Below are 22,033 nucleotides of genomic sequence, written 5' to 3' on the forward strand. Positions count from 1 at the left end.
GAGCCGACGGGGCGGCGGGACGAGCCGGGACCGGGCGTGGGGCGGCCCGAGCGGGACCCGGAGCCGCGGGGGCGCGGGGATCGGTCGGGGCCGGGCGTGGGGCGGCCGGAGCGGGACCCGGAGCCGCGGGGGCGCGGGGGCCTGTCGGGACCTGGCTCGGGGCAGTCGGCGCGTGGGCCGGAGCCCGAGCGGGTGGCGCGGGCCGCGTTGACTCGGGTGCTGGAGCCGGGGGACGAGCGGGCCGGGGCGTGGCTGCGGCGGGCCGGGCCCGTCGCGTTGTTACGGGCGCTCCGCGTCGCGGACGGCTCCGCGGAGCGGCTGCCGGGGATGACCGCCGCACGGCTGGAGGGCTACCGGCTCCGGGCGGCGGCGGCCGAACCCGAGCGGGACCTGGCGGCGGTGGAAGCCCTGGGCGGGCGCCTCGTCTGCCCAGGGGACCAGGAGTGGCCGAGCCAACTCGACGACTTGGGGAATGCCCGGCCCGTGGCGCTCTGGGTGCGCGGCAGCCCGGACCTACGGCTGTGGGCCCTGCGCTCGGTCGCGGTGGTCGGCGCGCGGGCCTGCACGCCGTACGGGGCTCACATGGCGGCGACCCTCGGCGCCGGGCTCGCGGAGCGCGGCTGGGTGGTGGTGTCGGGCGCGGCGTTCGGCGTGGACGGGGCGGCGCACCGCGGGGTCCTGGCGGTGGGCGGCGCGACGGCGGCGGTGCTGGCCTGCGGGGTCGACGTCCCCTATCCGCGGGGCCATGCGGAGTTGATCGGACGAGTGGCCCAACAGGGCCTGGTGGTCGCGGAGTTGCCGCCGGGCGCCCATCCCACCCGCAGTAGGTTCGTCCTGCGTAACCGGGTGATCGCCGCCCTGACCAGGGGAACGGTCGTCGTGGAGGCCGAGTACCGCAGCGGTTCCCTCGTCACCGCCCGGCAGGCACAGCGGCTCGGCCGGTCCGTGATGGGCGTGCCGGGCCCCGCCACCAGCGGGCTGTCGGCCGGTGTCCACGAACTGCTCCGCGGTGAGGGCGTGCTGGTCACCGACGCGTCCGAAGTCGCCGAGCTGATCGGGGAGATCGGCGACCTCGCACCGGACCGGCGCGGCCCGGTGCTGCCTCGGGACCGGCTGGGCCCGGCGGCGGCGAGGGTCCTCGACGCCCTCCCGTACCACGGTCCGGTCAGCCCCCGTGACCTCGCTCGCGGCGCAGGTCTGTCCGCCGACGAAACGCTCGGGCGACTGTACGAACTGCACTCACTGGGGTTCGTCGAACGCGAGGGCGACGCCTGGCGGTTGACGCCTCCGTCACCCTGCGACGGCGACGCACGGCGAGGCGGTTCTTGACCTGGAGCATTCGGGTGAAAAGGTAAGGCCGATGACCTCGCACGATCGATCGGTGACCTGCCGGGGGCCCTCGCCCGCGACGACGGCACCGGCTCCCGGCAGGCGCGGGCGGCGTGAACGGCAGAACGCAATCACGCAGCCCGGATCTCCGCTCCTGTGCGGACTGCGACACCGCAGTCACGCTACGCTCACAAGGATTCCGCCCCAGACAAAAGTCCCCCAGCACTTCACGGCAGAACGGCTCAAGGCACCACATGCCCCAGCACACCTCCGGGTCTGACCGCGCGGCAGTACCACCGGTTGCGCGTGGCACTGTGCGCCCTCCCGCCCCCTCCTCCCTCGACGAACTGTGGCGCTCCTACAAGACCACCGGCGACGAGCGGCTGCGGGAGCAGCTGATCCTGCACTACTCGCCGCTCGTCAAGTACGTCGCGGGCCGGGTGAGTGTGGGGCTGCCGTCCAACGTGGAGCAGGCGGACTTCGTCTCCTCCGGAGTCTTCGGACTGATCGACGCCATCGAGAAGTTCGACATCGAACGGGCCATCAAGTTCGAGACGTACGCGATCACCAGGATCCGCGGCGCGATGATCGACGAACTGCGGGCACTCGACTGGATCCCCCGCTCCGTACGGCAGAAGGCGCGGAACGTGGAGCGCGCCTACGCCACGCTGGAGGCGCAGCTGCGGCGCACCCCGTCCGAGTCCGAGGTCGCCTCGGAGATGGGCATCGCCCTGGAGGAACTGCACGCGGTTTTCAGCCAGTTGTCGCTGGCCAATGTGGTCGCCCTGGAGGAGCTGCTGCACGTCGGCGGGGAGGGCGGCGACCGGCTGAGCCTGATGGACACCCTGGAGGACACCGCCGCCGACAACCCGGTGGAGGTCGCCGAGGACCGCGAGCTCAGACGGCTGCTCGCGCGCGCCATCAACACGCTCCCCGACCGCGAGAAGACCGTGGTGACCCTCTACTACTACGAGGGCCTGACCCTCGCGGAGATCGGTAACGTCCTCGGTGTCACGGAGAGCCGGGTCAGCCAGATCCACACCAAATCCGTCCTCCAGCTCCGGGCCAAACTGGCCGACGCCGGTCGCTGAAAGTCCGCCTTCCGGCCACTCCGACCGAGGCCGATCCTTTCCCTCCGGCCACCCGGACCGACGCTCTGCCCTTCCCTCCGGCAGCCGCCGCCGTAGAGTGGATACGTGCCCAGGATTCGAGCGGCCTCCGTGGCCGAGCACCGGACCATGCAGCGCGGCGCCCTCCTGGACGCCGCGCGCTCCCTGCTGTCCGAGGGCGGTACGGAGGCGCTGACCTTCCCCGCACTCGCCGAGCGCACGGGCCTTGCCCGGTCCTCCGTGTACGAGTACTTCCGCTCCCGCGCCGCCGTCGTCGAGGAGCTCTGCGCCGTCGACTTCCCCGTCTGGGCGGCCGAGGTCGAGAACGCGATGGAGCGCGCCGAGACCCCCGAGGCGAAGATCGAGGCGTATGTGCGCCGCCAACTCGACCTTGTCGGGGACCGCCGCCACCGGGCGGTCGTCGCGATCTCCGCGAGCGAGCTGGACGCCGGCGCCCGGGAGAAGATCCGGGCCGCGCACGGCGGGCTGATCGCCATGATCGTCGAAGCGCTGGGCGACCTCGGCCACACCCAGCCGAGGCTCGCCGCGATGCTCCTCCAAGGCTCGGTGGACGCCGCCGTGCGCCGTATCGAGTTGAGCGTGGCGGAGGAGCCGGGTGTCATCGCGGACACCGCCGTCGCGATGATCCTGCGCGGCGTACGCGGCTGAGCACGGCGGCCCGCGGCGCCGCCGCCCCTTCTGGCCCGGGCACCCCTTCCGGTTCAGCCACGCCTTCCGGTGCCAGTGTCCCGCCCGGTCCCGGTACCCCGCCCGGTTCCGGCACCCCGCCCGGTCCCGCGCCCGGTTCCGGCACACCGAACACCGGCAGCAGCCGTGACGGGCCGCGCCGCAGAAGGCCGGGCGGCAGCAGCGTGAGCGGGTTGAGGTACGCCTCGCCCCGCCGCAGCCCCCAGTGCAGACAGCCCGAGGCGCAGTGGAACGGCCCCGCCTCCAGCACCCCGACCGGCTGCCCCGCGACGACCTGGTCGCCCCTGTCCACCAGCGCCCGCACCGGCTCGTACGTCGTGCGCAGCGGCGGCGCCCCGCTCCCGGCCAACTCGACGACGAGCACCCCGCGCCCGGCCACCCGCCCCGCGAACGAGACCCGGCCGGTGGCGGCGGCCAGGACCGCGTCGCCCGGCCGGGCCGCCAGGTCGGCGCCGCGGTGGCCGGGCCCGTACGGGGTGGCGGGCGGATCCCACCCCCGTAACACCGCAGGTCTCCCGGCCAGCGGCCAGACAGGCCCCCCGTCCAGCTCCGCGAACGTCCCGCCGGTGTCCTCGGTGTCCTCGCTGTCTTCGGTGTCCTCAGAGCCTTCAGAGCGCTCAGCGCCCTCGGCGTCCGCGCCAGCCACAGCGCCCTGACCGTCCCCGTCCGGCCCGCCCGCCACCGGAGGCTCCTCCTCGTCAGCACCCGCCCCCGCAGTCGTCCGCACCTCCTCGGCCCCAGCAGCAGGCAGCAGCCGCACTCCGGCCGACAGCCCGCCTGGCGCCTTCGGTAGCGCCGCCACCAGGGCCACGACCAGCAGGAACATCGGCACGCGCCACCGGAGCGGGCCGGGCGTACGAGGTGACAGGCTCAGGAATCGCATGGACCAACGCTCCCCCGGACGGCCGGATTCCGGGGATCATGGACCGCCCCTGTGGACTACTCCCCGGTTGTGGATATCGCCGTCACCCGGCACTCAGCGGGTCCCGTACACTTCTTGTGGCGATCCGGGTCACCGGGTCGACTTCGCACGCCCCGCCACCTCCCTCTTCCGAGATGGTGGCCGCGCCCCTCGGTCCCTCGTGGCACGGCGCGTCGGGGCGTCAGGCGCGAGCGCAAACCTGCGGTCGCGATAACCGAGCACCTCAAGGAGTACGGCCATGGCCGTCGTCACGATGCGGGAGCTGCTGGAAAGCGGCGTCCACTTCGGTCACCAGACCCGTCGCTGGAACCCGAAGATGAAGCGCTTCATCTTCACCGAGCGCAACGGCATCTACATCATCGACCTGCTCCAGTCGCTGTCGTACATCGACCGCGCCTACGAGTTCGTCAAGGAGACCGTCGCCCACGGCGGCTCCATCATGTTCGTGGGTACGAAGAAGCAGGCCCAGGAGGCCATCGCCGAGCAGGCGACGCGCGTCGGCATGCCGTACGTCAACCAGCGTTGGCTCGGTGGCATGCTCACCAACTTCTCCACCGTCTACAAGCGCCTTCAGCGTCTGAAGGAGCTGGAGCTCATCGACTTCGAGGACGTGGCCGCCTCCGGCCTCACCAAGAAGGAGCTCCTGGTCCTCTCGCGTGAGAAGGCCAAGCTGGAGAAGACCCTCGGTGGTATCCGCGAGATGCAGAAGGTGCCCAGCGCCGTCTGGATCGTCGACACCAAGAAGGAGCACATCGCCGTCGGTGAGGCGCGCAAGCTCCACATCCCGGTCGTCGCGATCCTCGACACCAACTGCGACCCCGACGAGGTCGACTACAAGATTCCGGGCAACGACGACGCGATCCGCTCCGTCACCCTGCTCACCCGCGTGATCGCCGACGCCGTCGCCGAGGGCCTCATCGCCCGTTCCGGTGCCGCCACCGGTGACTCGAAGCCGGGCGAGAAGGCCGCCGGCGAGCCGCTGGCCGAGTGGGAGCGCGACCTGCTCGAGGGCGACAAGAAGGACGAGACCGCGGCTGCCGCCGAGGTCCAGTCCTCCGCCGAGACCGAGAAGGTCGCCGACGCCGAGAAGCCGGCCGAGGCCGTCGCCGAGGCCGAGGCCGCTGCCGAGGCTCCCGCCGCCGACGCGGACGCCGAGCAGGCCTGACACCCGTCACGGCTGCTGACGGCGGGGGCCGGCGCCACAAGCGCCGCCCCCGCCGTTCACCCGTAGATCTTTCAGACTTCGAAAGAGACATACAGACTCATGGCGAACTACACCGCCGCTGACGTCAAGAAGCTCCGTGAGCTCACCGGCGCCGGCATGATGGACTGCAAGAAGGCACTCGACGAGGCCGACGGCAACGTCGACAAGGCCGTCGAGGCGCTCCGTATCAAGGGCCAGAAGGGCGTCGCCAAGCGCGAGGGCCGCTCCGCCGAGAACGGTGCCGTCGTCTCCCTCGTCTCCGACGACAAGACGTCCGGCGTCCTGCTCGAGCTGAAGTGCGAGACGGACTTCGTCGCCAAGGGTGACAAGTTCCAGGCCGTCGCCAACGCGCTGGCCGCGCACGTCGCCGCCACCTCCCCGGCCGACATCCAGGCGCTGCTCGCCTCGGAGATCGAGCCCGGCAAGACCGTGCAGGCGTACGTCGACGAGGCCAACGCCAACCTCGGCGAGAAGATCGTCCTGGACCGCTTCGCGCAGTTCACCGGCGCCTTCGTCTCCGTGTACATGCACCGCACCATGCCCGACCTGCCCCCGCAGATCGGTGTCCTGGTCGAGCTGGACAAGGCCGACGCCGAGCTGGCCAAGGGCATTGCCCAGCACATCGCCGCCTTCGCCCCGAAGTACCTCTCCCGTGAGGACGTCCCGGCCGAGGTCGTCGAGGCCGAGCGCCGCGTCGCCGAGGAGACCACCCGCGCCGAGGGCAAGCCCGAGGCCGCCCTCCCGAAGATCGTCGAGGGTCGCGTCAACGGCTTCTTCAAGGAGGCCACCCTCCTCGGCCAGCCGTACGCGCTGGACGCCAAGAAGTCCGTCCAGAAGGTCCTGGACGAGGCCGGTGTCACCCTGAAGCGCTTCTCGCGCATCAAGGTCGGCATCTGAGTCCGTCCGGGCGAACAGCACCGGACCCGATAGGGTCTGGTGCAGTCGACGGCCGCACCCACGCCGGACGACCGCAGATCTGACGAGGAGGCCATTGCCGCTGTAGGGACACCAGACCCACCGGCAATGGCCTTCTTCGTATGTGCACGAGGAGAATTTCCATGGACAAGGGCGCGGACGCCAATCAGGCCGACGACAAGCGCGACGACAAGTTTTCCGGGCGCTTCATGCTGAAGCTCTCCGGCGAGGCCTTCGCCGGCGGCGGCGGCCTCGGCGTCGACCCCGACGTCGTGCACACCATCGCCCGCGAGATCGCCGCCGTCGTACGCGACGGCGCGGAGATCGCGGTGGTCATCGGGGGAGGCAACTTCTTCCGCGGTGCCGAGCTCCAGCAGCGCGGCATGGACCGGGCCCGGTCCGACTACATGGGCATGCTCGGCACCGTCATGAACTGCCTGGCGCTCCAGGACTTCCTGGAGAAGGAGGGCATCGACTCGCGCGTCCAGACCGCCATCACCATGGGCCAGGTCGCCGAGCCGTACATCCCGCTCCGCGCCGTGCGGCACCTGGAGAAGGGGCGCGTCGTCATCTTCGGCGCCGGCATGGGCATGCCGTACTTCTCCACCGACACCACCGCCGCCCAGCGCGCCCTGGAGATCGACGCCGAGGCGCTGCTCATGGGGAAGAACGGCGTGGACGGGGTCTACGACTCCGACCCGAAGGCCAACCCCGACGCGGTGAAGTTCGACGCGCTGGAGTACGGCGAGGTCATCACGCGCGACCTGAAGGTCGCCGATGCCACCGCCATCACGCTCTGCCGTGACAACAAGCTTCCGATCCTCGTCTTCGAGCTGACCGCCGAGGGCAATATCGCCCGCGCGGTCAAGGGTGAGAAGATCGGCACGCTCGTCAGCGACGAGAGCACCCGGGCCTGACGGCCCCCCAGGATGGACAACGGCCTGCCGGTCGGACACCGTGCAGGTGAGGACGCGACGCAGGACCCGCAGGGCCCGTCGGTGACGGGTCCGCTCAAGACACGCAGGAGCACGTGGTGATCGAAGAAATCCTCCTCGAGGCCGAGGAGAAGATGGAGAAGGCCGTTGTCGTCGCGAAAGAGGACTTCGCGGCGATCCGTACCGGCCGCGCGCACCCGGCGATGTTCAACAAGATCGTCGCCGACTACTACGGCGCGCTGACCCCGATCAACCAGCTGGCCTCGTTCTCGGTTCCCGAGCCGCGGATGGCCGTCGTGACGCCGTTCGACAAGACCGCACTGCGCAACATCGAGCAGGCGATCCGCGACTCCGACCTCGGCGTCAACCCGAGCAACGACGGCAACATCATCCGGGTGACGTTCCCCGAGCTCACCCAGGACCGCCGCAAGGAGTACATCAAGGTCGCCAAGACCAAGGCCGAGGACTCCAAGATCTCGATCCGCTCCATCCGCCGCAAGGCCAAGGAAGCCCTCGACAAGCTCGTCAAGGACAAGGAGTCCGGCGAGGACGAGGTGCGCCGCGCCGAGAAGGAGCTCGACGACACCACCGCGAAGTACGTCGCGCAGGTGGACGAGCTGCTCAAGCACAAGGAAGCCGAGCTGCTCGAAGTCTGATGAACGACTCTTCCTGGGGCGCACCGCAGGGAGCCGGTTACCGGGGTGCCCCCGAGATGGGGGTCGCCTCGGCGGGTCCCGCCTACGATGTGCGGGAAGCCCAGCAGACTCGGCCCATGCCCAACGTGCCGGACGTTCCCGACGCAGGTAGAGACGCAGCCAGCCGCGACGGCCGGGACGGGGACGCCGCGCACGTCAGCGGCCCCCTGTTCCGTGACGAGATGCCGCAGGAGCCCATGTCCACCCCGCTGCCGTCCCCGCCGCAGAAGAAGCGTGCGGGGCGTGATCTGCGCGCCGCCATAGGGGTCGGTGTGGGGCTCGGTGCCGTCATCGTCACCTCGCTGTTCATCGTGAAGGCCGTCTTCGTCGGCGTGATCGCCCTCGCCGTCGTCGTCGGCCTCTGGGAGCTGACCTCCCGCCTCCAGGAGCAGAAGGGCATCAAGGCGCCCCTGATCCCGCTGGCCGTCGGCGGCGCCGCGATGGTCGTCGCCGGCTACGCGCGCGGCGCGGAGGGGGCCTGGGTCGCCATGGCCCTGACCGCCCTGGCGGTGCTGGTCTGGCGGATGACCGAGCCGCCCGAGGGATACCTCAAGGACGTCACGGCGGGCGTCTTCGCCGCGTTCTACGTCCCGTTCCTGGCCACCTTCGTCGCCATGATGCTCACGGCGGACGACGGGCACTGGCGGGTCCTCGTCTTCCTCGTCCTCACCGTCGTCAGCGACACCGGGGCGTACGCGGTCGGCTGGCGCTTCGGCACCCACAAGCTCGCCCCCCGCATCAGTCCCGGCAAGACCCGCGAGGGCCTGCTCGGTGCCGTCTCCTTCGCCATGGTCGCCGGTGCCCTGTGCATGGAGTTCCTGATCGACGGCGGGGCCTGGTGGCAGGGCCTGCTCCTCGGTCTGGCGGTCGCCGTCAGCGCCACCCTCGGTGACCTGGGCGAGTCCATGATCAAGCGGGACCTCGGGATCAAGGACATGGGAACCCTGCTCCCCGGACACGGCGGCATCATGGACCGGCTGGACTCGCTGCTGCCGACCGCGCCGGTGGTCTGGCTGCTGCTGGTGCTGTTCGTCGGCTCCGGCTGAGCGTCCTTTTCAGGCCGCGCACCACGTCCCACCTGCACGTTCCACGAGTGAGGGTCCGTCGTCCACAGGGCGGCGGGCCCTCACCCGTCTGTCTGCGACACTGGATGAACCATGCCTAAGCCCGGAGAACTCACTTTCGTCGCGCCCCGCGGAGCCAAGAAGCCCCCGCGGCACCTCGCCGACCTCACGCCCGCCGAGCGCAAGGAAGCGGTCGCCGCGACCGGCGAGAAGCCGTTCCGCGCCCAGCAGCTTTCGCAGCACTACTTCGCGCGGTACGCGCACGACCCGGAGCAGTGGACCAACATCCCCGCCGGGTCCCGGGAGAAGCTCGCCGAGGCGCTGTTCCCCGACCTGATGTCCGTGGTCCGCCACATCAGCTGTGACGACGACACCACCCGTAAGACGCTGTGGAAGCTGCACGACGGGACGCTCGTCGAGTCCGTCCTGATGCGCTACCCGGAGCGCGTCACGATGTGCATCTCCTCCCAGGCAGGGTGCGGGATGAACTGCCCGTTCTGCGCCACCGGGCAGGCCGGCCTCGACCGCAACCTGTCGACCGCCGAGATCGTGCACCAGATCGTCGACGGCATGCGCGCCCTGCGCGACGGCGAGGTCCCCGGCGGCCCGGCCCGGCTCTCCAACATCGTCTTCATGGGCATGGGCGAGCCGCTCGCCAACTACAACCGTGTCGTCGGCGCGATCCGCCGGCTCACCGACCCCGAGCCCGATGGCCTCGGCCTCTCGCAGCGCGGGATCACCGTCTCCACCGTCGGCCTCGTCCCGGCGATGCTGCGCTTCTCCGACGAGGGCTTCAAGTGCCGCCTCGCCGTCTCGCTGCACGCCCCGGACGACGAGCTGCGCGACACCCTCGTCCCCGTCAACACCCGGTGGAACGTACGCGAGGTGCTGGACGCCGCCTGGGAGTACGCGGAGAAGTCCGGCCGCCGCATCTCCATCGAGTACGCCCTCATCCGGGACATCAACGACCAGGCCTGGCGCGGCGACCTCCTCGGCCGGCTGCTCAAGGGCAAGCGGGTCCACGTCAACCTGATCCCGCTGAACCCGACGCCCGGCTCCAAGTGGACCGCCTCGCGCCCCGAGGACGAGAAGGCGTTCGTCGAGGCCATCGCGGCCCACGGGGTGCCGGTCACCGTCCGGGACACCCGCGGTCAGGAGATCGACGGGGCCTGCGGGCAGCTGGCGGCCTCCGAGCGCTGAGGGGCCGGTGACCTTGGCCGACCGGCCGAAATCCGCCGGTGTAGCCTGGGCGCGAAATCAACTTCATATTCCGACAGGGGAGCGCCACAGCGCTGAGAGTGCGGCACCAAGGACAGGTTGGCCGCAGACCCTCTGAACCTCGCCCGGGTCATTCCGGGTAGGAAGTTCGGACCTTACTCAAGCTGTTGCGCCCTGCCCGCTTCCGGTACGTCCCGGTGGCGGGCGGGGCCGCGTCTCTTCCTGGTCACCTCCAGGAGGAATCACATGAGCACCACCAAGAAGTACGCCTCGACCGCGCTCGCCGCGGCGCTCGGCGTCACCGTTCTCGCGGGCTGCGGCGGCTCCGACGACACCTCGGCCAGATCCGGTGCGTCCAAGGGCAGCGGCTCCAAGACCGTCACCCTGGTCACCCACGACTCCTTCAACGCCTCGGAAGACGTGCTGAAGCAGTTCACCAAGGAGAGCGGCTACACCGTCCAGCTGCTCAAGAGCGGCGACGCCGGTGCCGCGCTCAACCAGGAGATCCTCACCAAGGGCTCCCCGCGCGGCGACGTCTTCTTCGGCGTCGACAACACCCTGCTCTCCCGCGCCCTCGACAACGGCCTCTTCACCGCGTACGAGGCCAAGGGCCTGGACCGGGTCCTGGAAGGCACCGAGCAGGACGACAAGCACCGCGTGACGCCCGTCGACACCGGTGACATCTGCGTCAACTACGACAAGAAGTTCTTCGCCGACAAGAAGCTCGCGCCGCCGCGGACCTTCGAGGACCTGCTGAAGCCCGCGTACAAGAACCTCCTCGTCACCGAGAACGCGGCCACCTCCTCGCCCGGCCTCGGCTTCCTCCTCGGCACCATCGCCTCCCGGGGCGAGGACGGCTACCAGGACTACTGGAAGAGGCTGAAGGCCAACGGCGTCAAGGTCGTCGACGGCTGGGAGCAGGCCTACAACGAGGAGTTCTCGGGCTCCGCGGGCGGCAGGAAGGCCAAGGCGGACCGGCCGCTCGTCGTCAGCTACGCCTCCAGCCCGCCCGTCGAGGTCCTCTACGCCGACCCGCAGCCCAAGGAGGCCCCCACCGGCGTCTCCACCGGCACCTGCTTCCGGCAGACCGAGTACGCCGGGCTGCTGAAGGGCGCGAAGAACGAGGCGGGCGGCAAGGCGCTGCTGGACTTCCTGATCAGCAAGACGTTCCAGGAGGACGTGCCGCTGAACATGTTCGTGAACCCGGTCGTGAAGGACGCGAAGCTGCCGGAGATCTTCACGGAGTTCGGCGAGAAGGTCGACAAGCCGGCCACGGTGGCCCCGGAGAAGATCGCCGCCAACCGTGAGCAGTGGGTCCAGTCGTGGCACTCGCTCGTCGTGAAGTAGCCGGTACCGCCGACGGAGGTGGGCGGCGCGGAGCGGCGGTGCGGCTCGGCCTGATGGCCGTGCCCGTCGCGTTCTTCGCCGTCTTCTTCGCCTACCCCGTCTCCGCGATCGTCGGACGCGGGCTGAAGACGGACGGCGTCTGGCAGTTCGGGCGGATCGGCGACGTACTGTCCCGCCCGGACATCCTCGACGTCCTCTGGTTCACCACCTGGCAGGCCCTCGCCTCCACCGCGCTCACCCTGCTGATCGCCCTGCCCGGCGCGTACGTCTTCGCGCGCTTCGACTTCCCCGGGAAGCAGGTGCTGCGGGCGGTCGTCACTGTGCCGTTCGTGCTGCCCACCGTCGTCGTCGGCACCGCGTTCCTGGCGCTGCTCGGGCGCGGCGGCTTCCTCGACGAGCTGTGGGGCGTACGGCTGGACACCACGGTGTGGGCGATCCTGCTCGCCCACGTCTTCTTCAACTACGCGGTGGTCGTCCGGACCGTCGGCGGCCTCTGGTCCCAGCTGGACCCGCGCCAGGAGGAGGCCGCCCGGGTGCTGGGCGCCGGACGGTTCGCCGCCTGGCGGCGGGTGACGCTGCCCGCGCTCGGCCCGGCGGTGGCCGCCGCCGCGCTGATGGTCTTCCTCTTCACGTTCACCTCCTTCGGCGTCGTGCAGATCCTCGGCGGCCCCGCCTACTCGACCCTGGAGGTGGAGGTCTACCGCCAGACCGCCCAGCTCCTCGACCTGCCGACGGCCGCCGTGCTGACCATGGTCCAGTTCGTGGCAGTCGGCGCGATCCTCGCCCTGCACGCCGTGACCGTACGCCGCCGGGAGCGGGCGCTGAAGCTGGTCGACCCGGCCCAGACCTCCCGCCGGCCGCGCGGCGCCGGACAGTGGGCGCTGCTCGGCGGGGTGCTGCTCACCGCGCTGCTGCTGATCCTGCTGCCCCTCGGCGTGCTGGTGGAGCGCTCGTTCGACGGACCGGAGGGTTACGGCTTCGGCTACTACGAGGCCCTCCAGTCGGCAGGCGGCACCGGCTCCACCTTCCTCGTACCGCCGCTGGAGGCGGTCGGCAACTCCCTGCGCTACGCGTTCGTCGCCACCCTCATCGCCCTGGTCGTCGGCGGACTCGCGGCGGCCGCCCTGACGCGGCGGGCGGGACGGGTCGTACGCGGCTTCGACGCCCTGCTGATGCTGCCGCTCGGGGTCTCCGCCGTCACCGTCGGCTTCGGCTTCCTCATCACCCTCGACAAGCCGCCGCTGGACCTGCGGACCTCCTGGATCCTGGTCCCGCTGGCCCAGGCGCTGGTGGGCGTCCCCTTCGTCGTACGCACCATGCTCCCCGTGCTCCGCGCGGTGGACGACCGGCTGCGCGAGGCCGCCGCCGTACTGGGGGCCTCCCCGCTGCGGGCCTGGCGCGAGGTCGATCTGCCGCTGGTGCGGCGTGCGGTGCTGGTCGCGGCGGGGTTCGCGTTCGCCGTGTCGCTCGGGGAGTTCGGTGCCACCGTCTTCATCGCCCGGCCCGACAACCCGACCCTGCCGGTCGCGGTCGCCCGGCTGCTGGGCCGGTCCGGGGAGCTCAACTACGGGCAGGCGATGGCCCTCAGCACCATCCTGATGCTGGTGTGCGCGGCCTCGCTGCTGCTCCTCGAACGCATCCGCACCGATCGATCCGGGGAGTTCTGAACGATGACAGGGGAGTTGCGCGCATGCTGAGCCTGCAAGCGGCCACCGTACGGTTCGGGAAGCGGACGGCCCTGGACGCGGTCGACCTGGAGGTCGCCGACCACCGGATCGTCTGCGTGCTCGGCCCCAGCGGCAGCGGGAAGTCCACCCTGCTGAGGGCCGTCGCCGGGCTCCAGCCCATGGACGGCGGCCGGGTGCTGCTGGCCGGCCAGGACCAGAGCGGCGTCCCGGTCCACCGGCGCGGCCTCGGCCTGATGTTCCAGGACCACCAGCTCTTCCCGCACCGTGATGTCGGCGCCAACGTCGCCTTCGGCCTGCGGATGCACGGCACCGGACGGGCGGAGTCCGAGCGCCGGGTCCGCGAACTCCTCGACCTGGTCGGCCTCCCCGGCGCCGAACGCCGCGCCGTCGCCGCCCTCTCCGGAGGCGAACAGCAGCGCGTCGCCCTCGCCCGTGCCCTCGCCCCGCGCCCCAAGCTCCTGATGCTGGACGAACCCCTCGGCCAGCTGGACCGCAGCCTGCGCGAACGGCTCGTCATCGAACTGCGCACCCTCTTCCAGGAGTTGGGTACGACGGTGCTCGCCGTCACCCACGACCAGGGCGAGGCGTTCGCGCTCGCCGACCGGGTGGTGGTGATGCGGGACGGCCGGATCGCCCAGGAGGGCAGCCCCCTGGACGTCTGGCAGCGCCCCGCCTCCGCGTTCGTCGCCCGCTTCCTCGGCTTCGACAACGTGACCCCCGCAACGGTGACCGGCCAGGCCGCCGCCACCGCCTGGGGCAAGGTCCCGGTCCCCGAGGGCTCCCCCCAGGGCGAGGCCGACCTGCTGGTCCGCCCGGCCGGGGTGCTGATCGGCGCCGAGAAGGACGGGCTGCGCTGCACGGTCGGCGTACGCACGTTCCGCGGCAACCACGTCACCGTACGGCTGACCCCGGAGAACGCCCCGGTGCTGGAGGCCGAGTGCGCCCTGCGGGACACCCCGGACGAGGGCGCGGTGGTGGGCGTCCGCTTCGACGCCGCGGAGACGGTGGTGCTGGCGGGGGGCTAGGTGGCGCCTGCTGTCGGCTGGCAGGCGCCGTGCTCCGAGCGGAAAGCCGCCTGAAAGTCCCGCCACCGGCGGGGGGGGCTCGGGGCCTACGGGCAGTCTTCCTCGAACTTCACCGCTGTGAATTCGACCGGCTGCCCGTTCAAGGCAACCCCCGGCGAGGGCGACTGGGTGCACACCCGCCAGTTGCTCTCCATGAGGACCATCCTGTCCTGCGCCGCGTCGGTGACGGTGATCGACGTACTGGAGTCGAGTGCCTTACGGGCGACCTTCACCGACTTCCCGACCAGGCTCGGCATCTTCCCGTCCGCCGTCTCAGGAGCCTCCGCGTCGTCGGCCGGGCAGTCCTCCTCCAGTTTCACGGCGCCGAAATCCAGTGTGGTGTCGGTCGGGACGGACTTGCCGGCCGCGACGTTCTGAGAGCAGACCTTCCAGTTCCGATCGAAGGCCTGGGCGCGCCCTCGCCCGGCACTGTCGTGCGAGGTGAGCGCGGAGAAGCCCTCCTTCTGCGCCGCGTCCTGGGCGGACTGGAGACCCATGCCGACGAACTTCGGCACCGCCTTCGTCTCGACCGGTTCCTCTGCCTCCTTGGTCGGTGTCGCCGCAGGGGCCTCGGTGGTGGGCCGGGTGGCGGCGGGTGCATCCGGCGTCGGTTCCGTATCGGCCGGGTCGCAGCCGACGAGGGCCGCTGTGGCGATACATGCGAGCACGATGGTGAGTGTGCGGGTGTTCAACTCGCCCCCCTGGGATGGTTCGTAAGGGTTCGACCGTAGTCAGCGCTACCTGCCTCTGAGAGCCAGATGTTCCGGTGGTGACGGATCTGTGACCACATGGCCGCGAAGTCCGGCCGGTACGGCAGCGGCGCGATCAGGGGGCGCCTCAACGGCGTGGGGGCACCACTCACAGCTCAACCGAGGCGGGGGAGCGGGTGGTTCGTGCGGGAAGCGGTGCCATTCGAGGAGGGCGCCGTCGCGGGGGCGTAGCTGATGGAGTACGTGCGCGCCGGACTTCGGCAAGGCTCAGCCGGGGAGCAGGGTGTGCTTCTCGAAGCGCGTGCCATCGGCCAGGGGGTAGCGTGCGCAGCCCGTGGGCGGTCGTCTCCTGGAACCTGGCATCCCAGTGCGCCGGACCGGTGGCCGCCCCGGCCCCCGGGCATCGATGATGCCGCGCGCATGATCCACCACCGCTTCGTTCACCACTTCCATGAACTGACGGAAGCCCTCGGCCGTGGCACTCGTGGGCCGCCTGATCCGGATGTCCCGTAAGCGCTGCTCACCACGCACGTAGCGACAGACCCGGTAGTACGTCACCGTCTTCCCGTCCACACCGGGATCCTTCTGCCGCCCCCACGCCTCGATGGCCATCACGTCGCACAGCGGTACGCGTCCGGTGCGTCCCCAGGGCAGTGGCCAGAGCCGGCATGTCATGGTCAGGGTGTGTCCGTCGAAGGTCAGCCGGACCGACAGGGCCGACGCGGTCAGCGGCTGGCGGACGGGCGGGACGTGGGCGCCGTCGACGATCCGGCCCGTCGGGCTGTTGCGGGACCGTAAGGCCGCCGCCGCGATGGGGGCGGAAAGGGCGGGCCCGGGTCCGCGAGGCGTGGGGGTGGGACAGCGCGTACGCCACCCTGGAAAGGCTGCTGAGCCCCTGACTGGCGCGACAGGACCGGGCCGTCCGGGCAAGCTGAAGACGTACCCCAAGTCCCGACCGCCGAGCGCCGGCCCAAGCCCCGACCCCCACAGCTCCGACCCCCACCCCGAGACGAGGACCGAGACCATGAACGGTGGTACCCGCGAAGGCATCGACCTCACCCGTGTGCTCGACGCCCCGCAGCGGCGGGTCTTCGCGGCCTGGACGTCACCGGAGGACTTCGCGGCCTGGTACGGCGGCGAGGCCGATGTCCCGCTGGACCGGGTGTCGATGGACGTACGGCCCGGCGGGGCGTGGAGCCTGGTCATCGTGATGCCGGGCGTCGAGATGCCCTTCCACGGGGTCTACCGCGAGGTGAGCGAGCCCGACGGCCTGGTCCTCACGCTCAAGGACGGGTCCGCCCCCGAGGACGCGGAGGGCGAGACCGTCACCGTCACCTTCACCGACCTCGGCCACGGAACCACCGAGCTGGCCTTCCAGCAGCGTGGCGGCAACCTCACGCCCGAGCAGTACGCGGCGGCGGAGGACGGCTGGGAGGCATTCTTCGACACCCTCGCCGCCCGCCTCGCCACCCACCCGTGAGCGAGCCCCACCCACCCCCCGCGGCCTACTTCGCCAGCGGTAGCGCCGCCAGTTCCGCGATCACCCAGGTCAGCGGGGCGAACAGAGCCAGCAGAGCGGCGGCCCGCAGTGCGGTCGCGGTGCGCAGGACGGACGCCGGGGCGCCCATCCGTAGCAGCGCCTCGGCCGTGTGGGCGCGGGCCTGCTTCGCCTCCAGGGCCGAGGTCAGCAGCGTCGCCGCCGTACAGCCGAGGACCAGCAGCGCGCCCAGTGCGGTGAGCGGTCCCCAGGGGCGTTCGTCGCCGCCGTACAGCACCGAGGCGGCGATCACCGCGGCGAACACCGCGCAGACGATGCCGAGCGGGCGGCCGATCCGGCGCGCCTCGTCCATCAGGACCCGGCCCGCCAGCAGGCGCGCGGCACCGGGGCGTACCGCCTGGAGCGCCCGCCCGCACAGGTAGGTGAGGCCGGGACCGGCCACGGCCAGGCCGATCGCGGTCAGCGTCCAGCCCGCCAGCACGGCCACCGGGGTCGCCTCGAACCGGCCGGGCAGCGGGAACGCGCTCCCGGCCCCGTCCCGCGACGCGTACGCCTCCACCGCCAGCCCCACGGCCACCAGCGCCACACCCCAGGGGAGGCCGCTCGGCGCGGGGGCGGGCTCCGGCAGCTCCTCGGAGCCGAAGGTGTCCCGGGCGGGGTCGGGCCGGGACCGCAGCGCGAGCGCGCTCGCCGTCGCCGACGCCACCGGTACGAGGGCCAGCAGCATCAACGCGGCGGCCAGCGGCAACGGGGTGCCCGCGCCGAGGAACTCCGCCGCGCCGCCGTCGAACGGCATCCCGGTCAGATCGCCCCGCAGATGCAGGAAGAAGAGCAGCGCCACCATGGAGCCGAGCGTGGTGGAGACGGCGGTCGAGACCGCGGCCAGTGCCGAGAGCCGCACCGGGCCGAGCCCCACCGAGGAGAGGCCGGGCCGGGGCCGGGTGCTCGGATCCGTACGGGCGACGGCGACGGCGAACTGCACGGTGGCGGCCAGCGGGATGAAGCACCACAGCAGCCGCAGCACCGAACCGGCGGACGCGGGGTGCGCGGCGGCGTACCCGAGGGAGCAGAGGAGGAGGAAGCCGACACCGGCGGAGGCGGCGGCCACGAGGAGCCGCCGGACCAGGACGAGGGGGTGGGTACCGCGGGCTAGACGGAGAGCGAGCACGCCGCGCTGCCCTCCGTGTCGGCGGGAACGCCGGGCAGGGCGACGGTGGCGACGCGGCGGCCGTCCAGCAGGGGCACGGTCCGGTCGGCGAGGGCGGCGACCTCGGCGTCATGCGTGGCCAGGACCACCGTGATGCCGTGCGAGCGGGCCGCGGCGGTCAGCGTGCGCAGGAGCTGGGAGCGCTCGGCCCGGTGCAGAGTCGCGGTGGGCTCGTCGGCGAAGATCACCGTCGGCTGCCCGCACAGGGCCCGGGCGACGGAGACCCGCTGGCGCTCGGCCTGGAGCAGGGCGTGCGGGCGCTTCCTGGCCAGCGGGGCGATGTCCATGCGCTCCAGCCACTCGGTGGCGGCCTTCTTCGCGGCCCGGTGGGATGCGCCGCGCAGCAGGAGCGGCAGCGCCGCGTTCTCCCAGGTGGTCAGCTCGGGAACGAGCTCCGGGTCGGCGCCGATCCAGCCGAACCGTTCCCTCCGCAGCTGCTCGCGCACCCGGGGGGCCATCGTGTGCACGGGGACGCTGTTGAACCAGACCTCGCCCTGCTCGGGCACCAGCCGGCCCGACAGACAGTGCAGCAGGGTCGTCTTCCCGCTGCCGCGCGGGCCGGTCACGGCCAGGATCTCGGCGTCGCGGACGGAGACGGAGACACCGCCGAGACCGGGCGATCCGTTGTGGGAGTGGTGCAGGGAACGCGCCCAGATCACGTCGTTGTCCGGCGGGGCCACCATGGCGTACACCTCGGTTCGGATGAGTTTTCCCGTTCCCCCGTACGGGGGAACGAGGACGCGGCCGATCGGTCACTGGGCACCGTAGATAGTCGGACCGGTGAGTACGCACAGCACGCGGCCCGGACGCTCCCCTTCTCACTCGAAAAGGCGCATCCGGGCCGGATGGACCGTATGAAATGACCGCTGAATGATGATCACCCAGGGGAGACCGGGGCGGTCAGGTCAGGACGGTCAGAGCTTCGTCCACGCCTCCGTCAGCACGGCCCGCAGGATGCCCTCGATCTCGTCGAACGTCGACTGGTCCGAGATCAGCGGCGGCGCGAGCTGGACGACCGGGTCGCCGCGGTCGTCGGCCCGGCAGTAGAGGCCGTTGTCGTACAGCGCCTTGGAGAGGAAGCCGTACAGGACGCGCTCGGTCTCCTCGTCGGTGAACGTCTCCTTGGTGGCCTTGTCCTTCACCAGCTCGATGCCGTAGAAGAAGCCGTTGCCGCGGACGTCGCCGACGATCGGCAGGTCGTGCAGCTTCTGCAACGTGGTGAGGAAGGCGTTCTCGTTGTCCAGGACGTGCTGCGTGAGGTTCTCGCGCTCGAAGATGTCCAGGTTGGCGAGGCCGACCGCCGCGGAGACCGGGTGGCCGCCGAAGGTGTAGCCGTGCAGGAAGGTGTTGCCGCCCTGGTAGAACGGCTCGGCGATCTTGTCCGAGACGATGCAGGCACCGATCGGGGAGTAGCCGGAGGTCATGCCCTTCGCGCAGGTGATCATGTCCGGCACATAGCCGAACTTGTCGCAGGCGAAGATCGTGCCGAGGCGGCCGAAGGCGCAGATGACCTCGTCGGAGACGAGCAGCACGTCGTACTTGTCGCAGATCTCGCGGACCCGCTGGAAGTAGCCGGGCGGCGGCGGGAAGCAGCCGCCCGCGTTCTGCACGGGCTCCAGGAAGACCGCGGCGACGGTCTCCGGGCCCTCGAAGAGGATCTCCTGCTCGATCTGGTCGGCGGCCCAGCGGCCGAAGGCCACCGGGTCGTCGCCGAAGAGCGGGGCGCGGTAGATGTTGGTGTTCGGCACCTTGTGCGCGCCGGGGACCAGCGGCTCGAAGGGGGCCTTGAGCGCGGGGAGTCCGGTGATGGACAGGGCGCCCTGCGGGGTGCCGTGGTAGGCGACCGCACGCGAGATGACCTTGTACTTGGTCGGCTGGCCCTTGAGCTTGAAGTACTGCTTGGCCAGCTTCCAGGCGGTCTCGACGGCCTCGCCGCCACCGGTGGTGAAGAAGACCTTGTTGAGGTCGCCCGGGGCGTAGTCGGCGAGGCGCTCGGCCAGCTCCACGGCCTTCGGGTGGGCGTAGGACCACACCGGGAAGAAGGCGAGCTCCTGGCCCTGCTTGTACGCCGTCTCGGCGAGCTCGTGACGACCGTGGCCGGCGTTGACGACGAACAGGCCGGAGAGGCCGTCGAGGTAGCGCTTGCCCTTGTCGTCGAAGATGTAGGTTCCCTCGCCACGCACGATGGTGGGAACGGGTGCGTTCTCGTAGTCCGACATGCGGGTGAAGTGCATCCACAGGTGGTCGTACGCGGTTCGGCTGAGGTCCTTGCTCACGGCTATCGGGTTCCCCACATGTAGGTCTGCTTCTTGAGCTTGAGGTAAACAAAGCTCTCGGTGGAGCGCACGCCGGGAATGGCCCGGATGCGTTTGTTGATCGTCTCCAGCAGGTGGTCGTCGTCCTCGCAGACGATCTCCACCATCAGGTCGAAGGAGCCCGCGGTCATCACCACGTACTCGCACTCGGCCATGGCCGACAGGGCTTCGGCCACCGGGTCGAGGTCGCCCTCGACATTGATGCCGACCATCGCCTGGCGCCGGAACCCCACGGTGAGCGGGTCCGTCACGGCGACGATCTGCATCACGCCCTGGTCGAGAAGCTTCTGGACGCGCTGGCGCACAGCCGCTTCGGAGAGGCCGACGGCCTTGCCGATCGCGGCGTACGGACGGCGTCCGTCCTCCTGGAGCTGCTCGATGATTGCGAGGGAGACGGCATCGACCGCTGGTGACGATCCGTTCCCGGTCCTGGAGTCTGCGCTGCGACTGGCCACACATCCACTCTGCACCGCACTCGTCTGTCTCGCAACCCCAGATCGATGAAATTCGTTGAGTGAGTGCTCCCAGCCGACTGAATCCGAAGCTGGGGGTGGTTGCCTATGTCGAAAGCGTCACCGGAACGATTAGGGTGGACATCTCACCCATCGGACAGCCGACAGGAGGGGTGGTCATGACCACCGAGGTGCGCCGTCTGCGCAACTACATCAACGGGGAGTTCCGGGACGCCGCGGACGGGCGGACCATCGATGTGGTCAGCCCGGTGACGGAAGAGGTCTACGCGACCTCGCCGCTCTCCGGCCAGGCCGATGTCGATGCCGCCATGGAGGCCGCCGCGGCCGCCTTCCCGGCCTGGCGCGACACGACGCCCGCCGAGCGCCAGAAGGCCCTGCTGAAGATCGCGGACGCCTTCGAGGAGCGCGCGGAGGACCTGATCGCCGCCGAGTCGGAGAACACCGGCAAGCCGATCGGGCTCACCCGCAGCGAAGAGATCCCGCCGATGGTGGACCAGATCCGCTTCTTCGCGGGGGCCGCCCGGCTGCTCGAGGGCCGCTCGGCCGGCGAGTACATGGAGGGCCTGACCTCCATCGTGCGCCGCGAGCCCGTCGGCGTATGCGCGCAGGTCGCGCCGTGGAACTACCCGATGATGATGGCCGTATGGAAGTTCGCCCCGGCGCTCGCCGCGGGCAACACCGTCGTGATCAAGCCGTCCGACACCACCCCCGCCTCCACCGTGCTGATGGCCGAGATCATGGGCCAGATCCTGCCCAAGGGGGTCTTCAACGTCCTGTGCGGCGACCGGGACACCGGCCGCGCGATGGTGGAGCACCCGACCCCGGCGATGGCCTCCATCACCGGTTCGGTCCGGGCCGGCATCCAGGTCGCCGAGTCCGCCGCCAAGGACGTCAAGCGCGTCCACCTGGAGCTGGGCGGCAAGGCGCCCGTCGTCGTCTTCGAGGACGCCGACATCGCCAAGACCGTGTCGGGCGTCTCGGAGGCGGGCTTCTTCAACGCGGGCCAGGACTGTACGGCCGCGACCCGCGTCCTGGTCCACGAGTCCATCCACGACGAGTTCGTCACCGCGCTCGCCAAGGCCGCCGCCGACACGAAGACCGGGCAGCCGGACGACGAGGACGTGGCGTACGGGCCGCTCAACAACGCCAACCAGCTCAAGCAGGTCAGCGGCTTCATCGACCGCCTCCCCGCCCACGCCAAGGTCGAGGCGGGCGGCCACCGGGTCGGCGACAAGGGCTACTTCTACGCCCCGACCGTCGTCTCCGGCCTCAAGCAGGACGACGAGATCATCCAGAACGAGGTCTTCGGGCCCGTCATCACGGTCCAGTCGTTCAGCGACGAGCAGCAGGCCGTCGAGTACGCCAACGGCGTCGAGTACGCGCTCGCCTCCTCGGTGTGGACCACGAACCACTCCCGCGCCATGCGCATGTCCAAGAACCTCGACTTCGGCTGCGTGTGGATCAACACCCACATCCCGCTGGTCGCGGAGATGCCGCACGGCGGGTTCAAGAAGTCCGGCTACGGCAAGGACCTCTCGGCGTACGGCTTCGAGGACTACACCCGGATCAAGCACGTCATGACGTCCATCGAGGACTGACCGCCGCGCACGTCGTACGGATACGGCCCCGGGC

Annotated in this window: 21 protein-coding genes and 1 riboswitch; of the genes, 14 read left to right on the forward strand and 7 right to left on the reverse strand. The window is 70.8% G+C overall.

Annotated elements, in window-relative coordinates:
• The first annotated feature begins 141 nt into the window (after window positions 1-141).
• The 3 genes from dprA (at window position 142) to GTY67_RS26320 (ending at window position 3,107) form a co-directional block, all read left to right on the forward strand.
• Window positions 142-1,329, forward strand: coding sequence for a DNA-processing protein DprA (gene dprA / locus GTY67_RS26310; RefSeq protein WP_237502989.1), 1,188 nt, complete (start codon window positions 142-144; stop codon window positions 1,327-1,329).
• Window positions 1,330-1,583: 254 nt separating this feature from the next.
• Window positions 1,584-2,420: an RNA polymerase sigma factor WhiG gene (gene whiG / locus GTY67_RS26315; RefSeq protein WP_026241016.1), complete on the forward strand. Its 837-nt coding sequence runs from the start codon at window positions 1,584-1,586 to the stop codon at window positions 2,418-2,420.
• 129 nt (window positions 2,421-2,549) lie between these two features.
• Window positions 2,550-3,107 carry a TetR/AcrR family transcriptional regulator gene (locus GTY67_RS26320; RefSeq protein WP_018488723.1) on the forward strand — a complete coding sequence of 186 codons (558 nt, stop codon included), beginning with the start codon at window positions 2,550-2,552 and terminating at the stop codon, window positions 3,105-3,107.
• Here the strand turns inward: GTY67_RS26320 and GTY67_RS35190 are convergent.
• Entirely contained in the window at window positions 3,058-4,029 is a 972-nt protein-coding gene (locus GTY67_RS35190; protein ID WP_237502926.1) for a M23 family metallopeptidase, read from the reverse strand. The two genes, GTY67_RS26320 and GTY67_RS35190, sit on opposite strands and share 50 nt — an antisense overlap.
• 277 nt (window positions 4,030-4,306) lie before the next feature.
• Between GTY67_RS35190 and rpsB the strand changes: the two genes are divergently transcribed.
• The 9 genes from rpsB to GTY67_RS26370 all read left to right on the forward strand — a co-directional run bounded on the left by rpsB (window position 4,307) and on the right by GTY67_RS26370 (window position 14,159).
• Complete coding sequence (gene rpsB, locus GTY67_RS26330; RefSeq protein ID WP_030569543.1) at window positions 4,307-5,233, forward strand: 30S ribosomal protein S2; 927 nt, start codon at window positions 4,307-4,309, stop codon at window positions 5,231-5,233.
• Between the two features lie 99 nt (window positions 5,234-5,332).
• Entirely contained in the window at window positions 5,333-6,169 is an 837-nt protein-coding gene (gene tsf, locus GTY67_RS26335; protein ID WP_093686919.1) for a translation elongation factor Ts, read from the forward strand.
• 161 nt (window positions 6,170-6,330) lie between these two features.
• On the forward strand, window positions 6,331-7,104 hold the full coding sequence (gene pyrH, locus GTY67_RS26340; RefSeq protein WP_093686921.1) for a UMP kinase: 774 nt from the start codon (window positions 6,331-6,333) through the stop codon (window positions 7,102-7,104).
• A gap of 116 nt (window positions 7,105-7,220) precedes the next feature.
• Entirely contained in the window at window positions 7,221-7,778 is a 558-nt protein-coding gene (gene frr / locus GTY67_RS26345; RefSeq protein WP_018509617.1) for a ribosome recycling factor, read from the forward strand.
• Window positions 7,778-8,863, forward strand: a complete 1,086-nt coding sequence (locus GTY67_RS26350; protein WP_161280512.1) for a phosphatidate cytidylyltransferase — start codon at window positions 7,778-7,780, stop codon at window positions 8,861-8,863. The genes frr and GTY67_RS26350 overlap by 1 nt, the downstream gene beginning before the upstream one ends.
• 111 nt (window positions 8,864-8,974) lie before the next feature.
• On the forward strand, window positions 8,975-10,081 hold the full coding sequence (gene rlmN / locus GTY67_RS26355) for a 23S rRNA (adenine(2503)-C(2))-methyltransferase RlmN (RefSeq protein WP_030569530.1): 1,107 nt from the start codon (window positions 8,975-8,977) through the stop codon (window positions 10,079-10,081).
• 65 nt (window positions 10,082-10,146) lie between these two features.
• A riboswitch (TPP riboswitch) is annotated at window positions 10,147-10,263 on the forward strand.
• Between the two features lie 82 nt (window positions 10,264-10,345).
• Window positions 10,346-11,446, forward strand: coding sequence for a thiamine ABC transporter substrate-binding protein (locus GTY67_RS26360; protein ID WP_161280513.1), 1,101 nt, complete (start codon window positions 10,346-10,348; stop codon window positions 11,444-11,446).
• Between the two features lie 53 nt (window positions 11,447-11,499).
• Window positions 11,500-13,113, forward strand: a complete 1,614-nt coding sequence (locus tag GTY67_RS26365; RefSeq protein ID WP_161281602.1) for an iron ABC transporter permease — start codon at window positions 11,500-11,502, stop codon at window positions 13,111-13,113.
• Window positions 13,114-13,136: 23 nt separating this feature from the next.
• Complete coding sequence (locus GTY67_RS26370; RefSeq protein ID WP_161280514.1) at window positions 13,137-14,159, forward strand: ABC transporter ATP-binding protein; 1,023 nt, start codon at window positions 13,137-13,139, stop codon at window positions 14,157-14,159.
• A gap of 86 nt (window positions 14,160-14,245) precedes the next feature.
• Here the strand turns inward: GTY67_RS26370 and GTY67_RS26375 are convergent, their stop codons facing one another.
• Both GTY67_RS26375 and GTY67_RS26380 read right to left on the reverse strand, forming a co-directional pair.
• Complete coding sequence (locus tag GTY67_RS26375; protein WP_343238768.1) at window positions 14,246-14,866, reverse strand: hypothetical protein; 621 nt, start codon at window positions 14,864-14,866, stop codon at window positions 14,246-14,248.
• Between the two features lie 309 nt (window positions 14,867-15,175).
• Window positions 15,176-15,523 (reverse strand): hypothetical protein, encoded by a 348-nt coding sequence (locus tag GTY67_RS26380; protein WP_161280516.1) that lies wholly within the window; start codon window positions 15,521-15,523, stop codon window positions 15,176-15,178.
• A gap of 409 nt (window positions 15,524-15,932) precedes the next feature.
• On the opposite strand from GTY67_RS26380, the gene GTY67_RS26385 reads away from it, so the two are divergent.
• Window positions 15,933-16,388 (forward strand): SRPBCC domain-containing protein, encoded by a 456-nt coding sequence (locus GTY67_RS26385; protein WP_093686933.1) that lies wholly within the window; start codon window positions 15,933-15,935, stop codon window positions 16,386-16,388.
• A gap of 25 nt (window positions 16,389-16,413) precedes the next feature.
• On the opposite strand, the gene GTY67_RS26390 is transcribed toward GTY67_RS26385, so the two are convergent.
• From GTY67_RS26390 to GTY67_RS26405, 4 genes are all read right to left on the reverse strand, one after another.
• Complete coding sequence (locus tag GTY67_RS26390; protein ID WP_093686935.1) at window positions 16,414-17,574, reverse strand: hypothetical protein; 1,161 nt, start codon at window positions 17,572-17,574, stop codon at window positions 16,414-16,416.
• Window positions 17,556-18,296 carry an ATP-binding cassette domain-containing protein gene (locus tag GTY67_RS26395; protein ID WP_093686936.1) on the reverse strand — a complete coding sequence of 247 codons (741 nt, stop codon included), beginning with the start codon at window positions 18,294-18,296 and terminating at the stop codon, window positions 17,556-17,558. Before GTY67_RS26395 ends, GTY67_RS26390 begins: the two co-directional genes overlap by 19 nt.
• A 231-nt stretch (window positions 18,297-18,527) precedes the next feature.
• The gene (locus tag GTY67_RS26400) at window positions 18,528-19,907 is read right to left on the reverse strand and encodes an aspartate aminotransferase family protein (RefSeq protein WP_093686938.1); all 1,380 of its coding nucleotides are present in this window, start codon (window positions 19,905-19,907) and stop codon (window positions 18,528-18,530) included.
• Complete coding sequence (locus tag GTY67_RS26405; protein ID WP_030928325.1) at window positions 19,892-20,383, reverse strand: Lrp/AsnC family transcriptional regulator; 492 nt, start codon at window positions 20,381-20,383, stop codon at window positions 19,892-19,894. Before GTY67_RS26405 ends, GTY67_RS26400 begins: the two co-directional genes overlap by 16 nt.
• Before the next feature lie 176 nt (window positions 20,384-20,559).
• On the opposite strand from GTY67_RS26405, the gene GTY67_RS26410 reads away from it, so the two are divergent.
• Window positions 20,560-21,999: a gamma-aminobutyraldehyde dehydrogenase gene (locus tag GTY67_RS26410; protein WP_093686940.1), complete on the forward strand. Its 1,440-nt coding sequence runs from the start codon at window positions 20,560-20,562 to the stop codon at window positions 21,997-21,999.
• The last annotated feature ends 34 nt before the right edge of the window (window positions 22,000-22,033 follow it).

This window comes from Streptomyces sp. SID8374 (assembly GCF_009865135.1).
GTDB lineage: Bacteria > Actinomycetota > Actinomycetes > Streptomycetales > Streptomycetaceae > Streptomyces.

Coding starts and splice junctions, on each gene's coding strand:
- whiG (WP_026241016.1), top strand. CDS start 1,584: ATGCCCCAGCACACCTCCGGGTCTGACCGCGCGGCAGTACCACCGGTT.
- GTY67_RS35190 (WP_237502926.1), bottom strand. CDS start 4,029: ATGCGATTCCTGAGCCTGTCACCTCGTACGCCCGGCCCGCTCCGGTGG.
- rpsB (WP_030569543.1), top strand. CDS start 4,307: ATGGCCGTCGTCACGATGCGGGAGCTGCTGGAAAGCGGCGTCCACTTC.
- tsf (WP_093686919.1), top strand. CDS start 5,333: ATGGCGAACTACACCGCCGCTGACGTCAAGAAGCTCCGTGAGCTCACC.
- pyrH (WP_093686921.1), top strand. CDS start 6,331: ATGGACAAGGGCGCGGACGCCAATCAGGCCGACGACAAGCGCGACGAC.
- GTY67_RS26350 (WP_161280512.1), top strand. CDS start 7,778: ATGAACGACTCTTCCTGGGGCGCACCGCAGGGAGCCGGTTACCGGGGT.
- rlmN (WP_030569530.1), top strand. CDS start 8,975: ATGCCTAAGCCCGGAGAACTCACTTTCGTCGCGCCCCGCGGAGCCAAG.
- GTY67_RS26360 (WP_161280513.1), top strand. CDS start 10,346: ATGAGCACCACCAAGAAGTACGCCTCGACCGCGCTCGCCGCGGCGCTC.
- GTY67_RS26365 (WP_161281602.1), top strand. CDS start 11,500: ATGGCCGTGCCCGTCGCGTTCTTCGCCGTCTTCTTCGCCTACCCCGTC.
- GTY67_RS26370 (WP_161280514.1), top strand. CDS start 13,137: ATGCTGAGCCTGCAAGCGGCCACCGTACGGTTCGGGAAGCGGACGGCC.
- GTY67_RS26385 (WP_093686933.1), top strand. CDS start 15,933: ATGAACGGTGGTACCCGCGAAGGCATCGACCTCACCCGTGTGCTCGAC.
- GTY67_RS26395 (WP_093686936.1), bottom strand. CDS start 18,296: ATGGTGGCCCCGCCGGACAACGACGTGATCTGGGCGCGTTCCCTGCAC.
- GTY67_RS26410 (WP_093686940.1), top strand. CDS start 20,560: ATGACCACCGAGGTGCGCCGTCTGCGCAACTACATCAACGGGGAGTTC.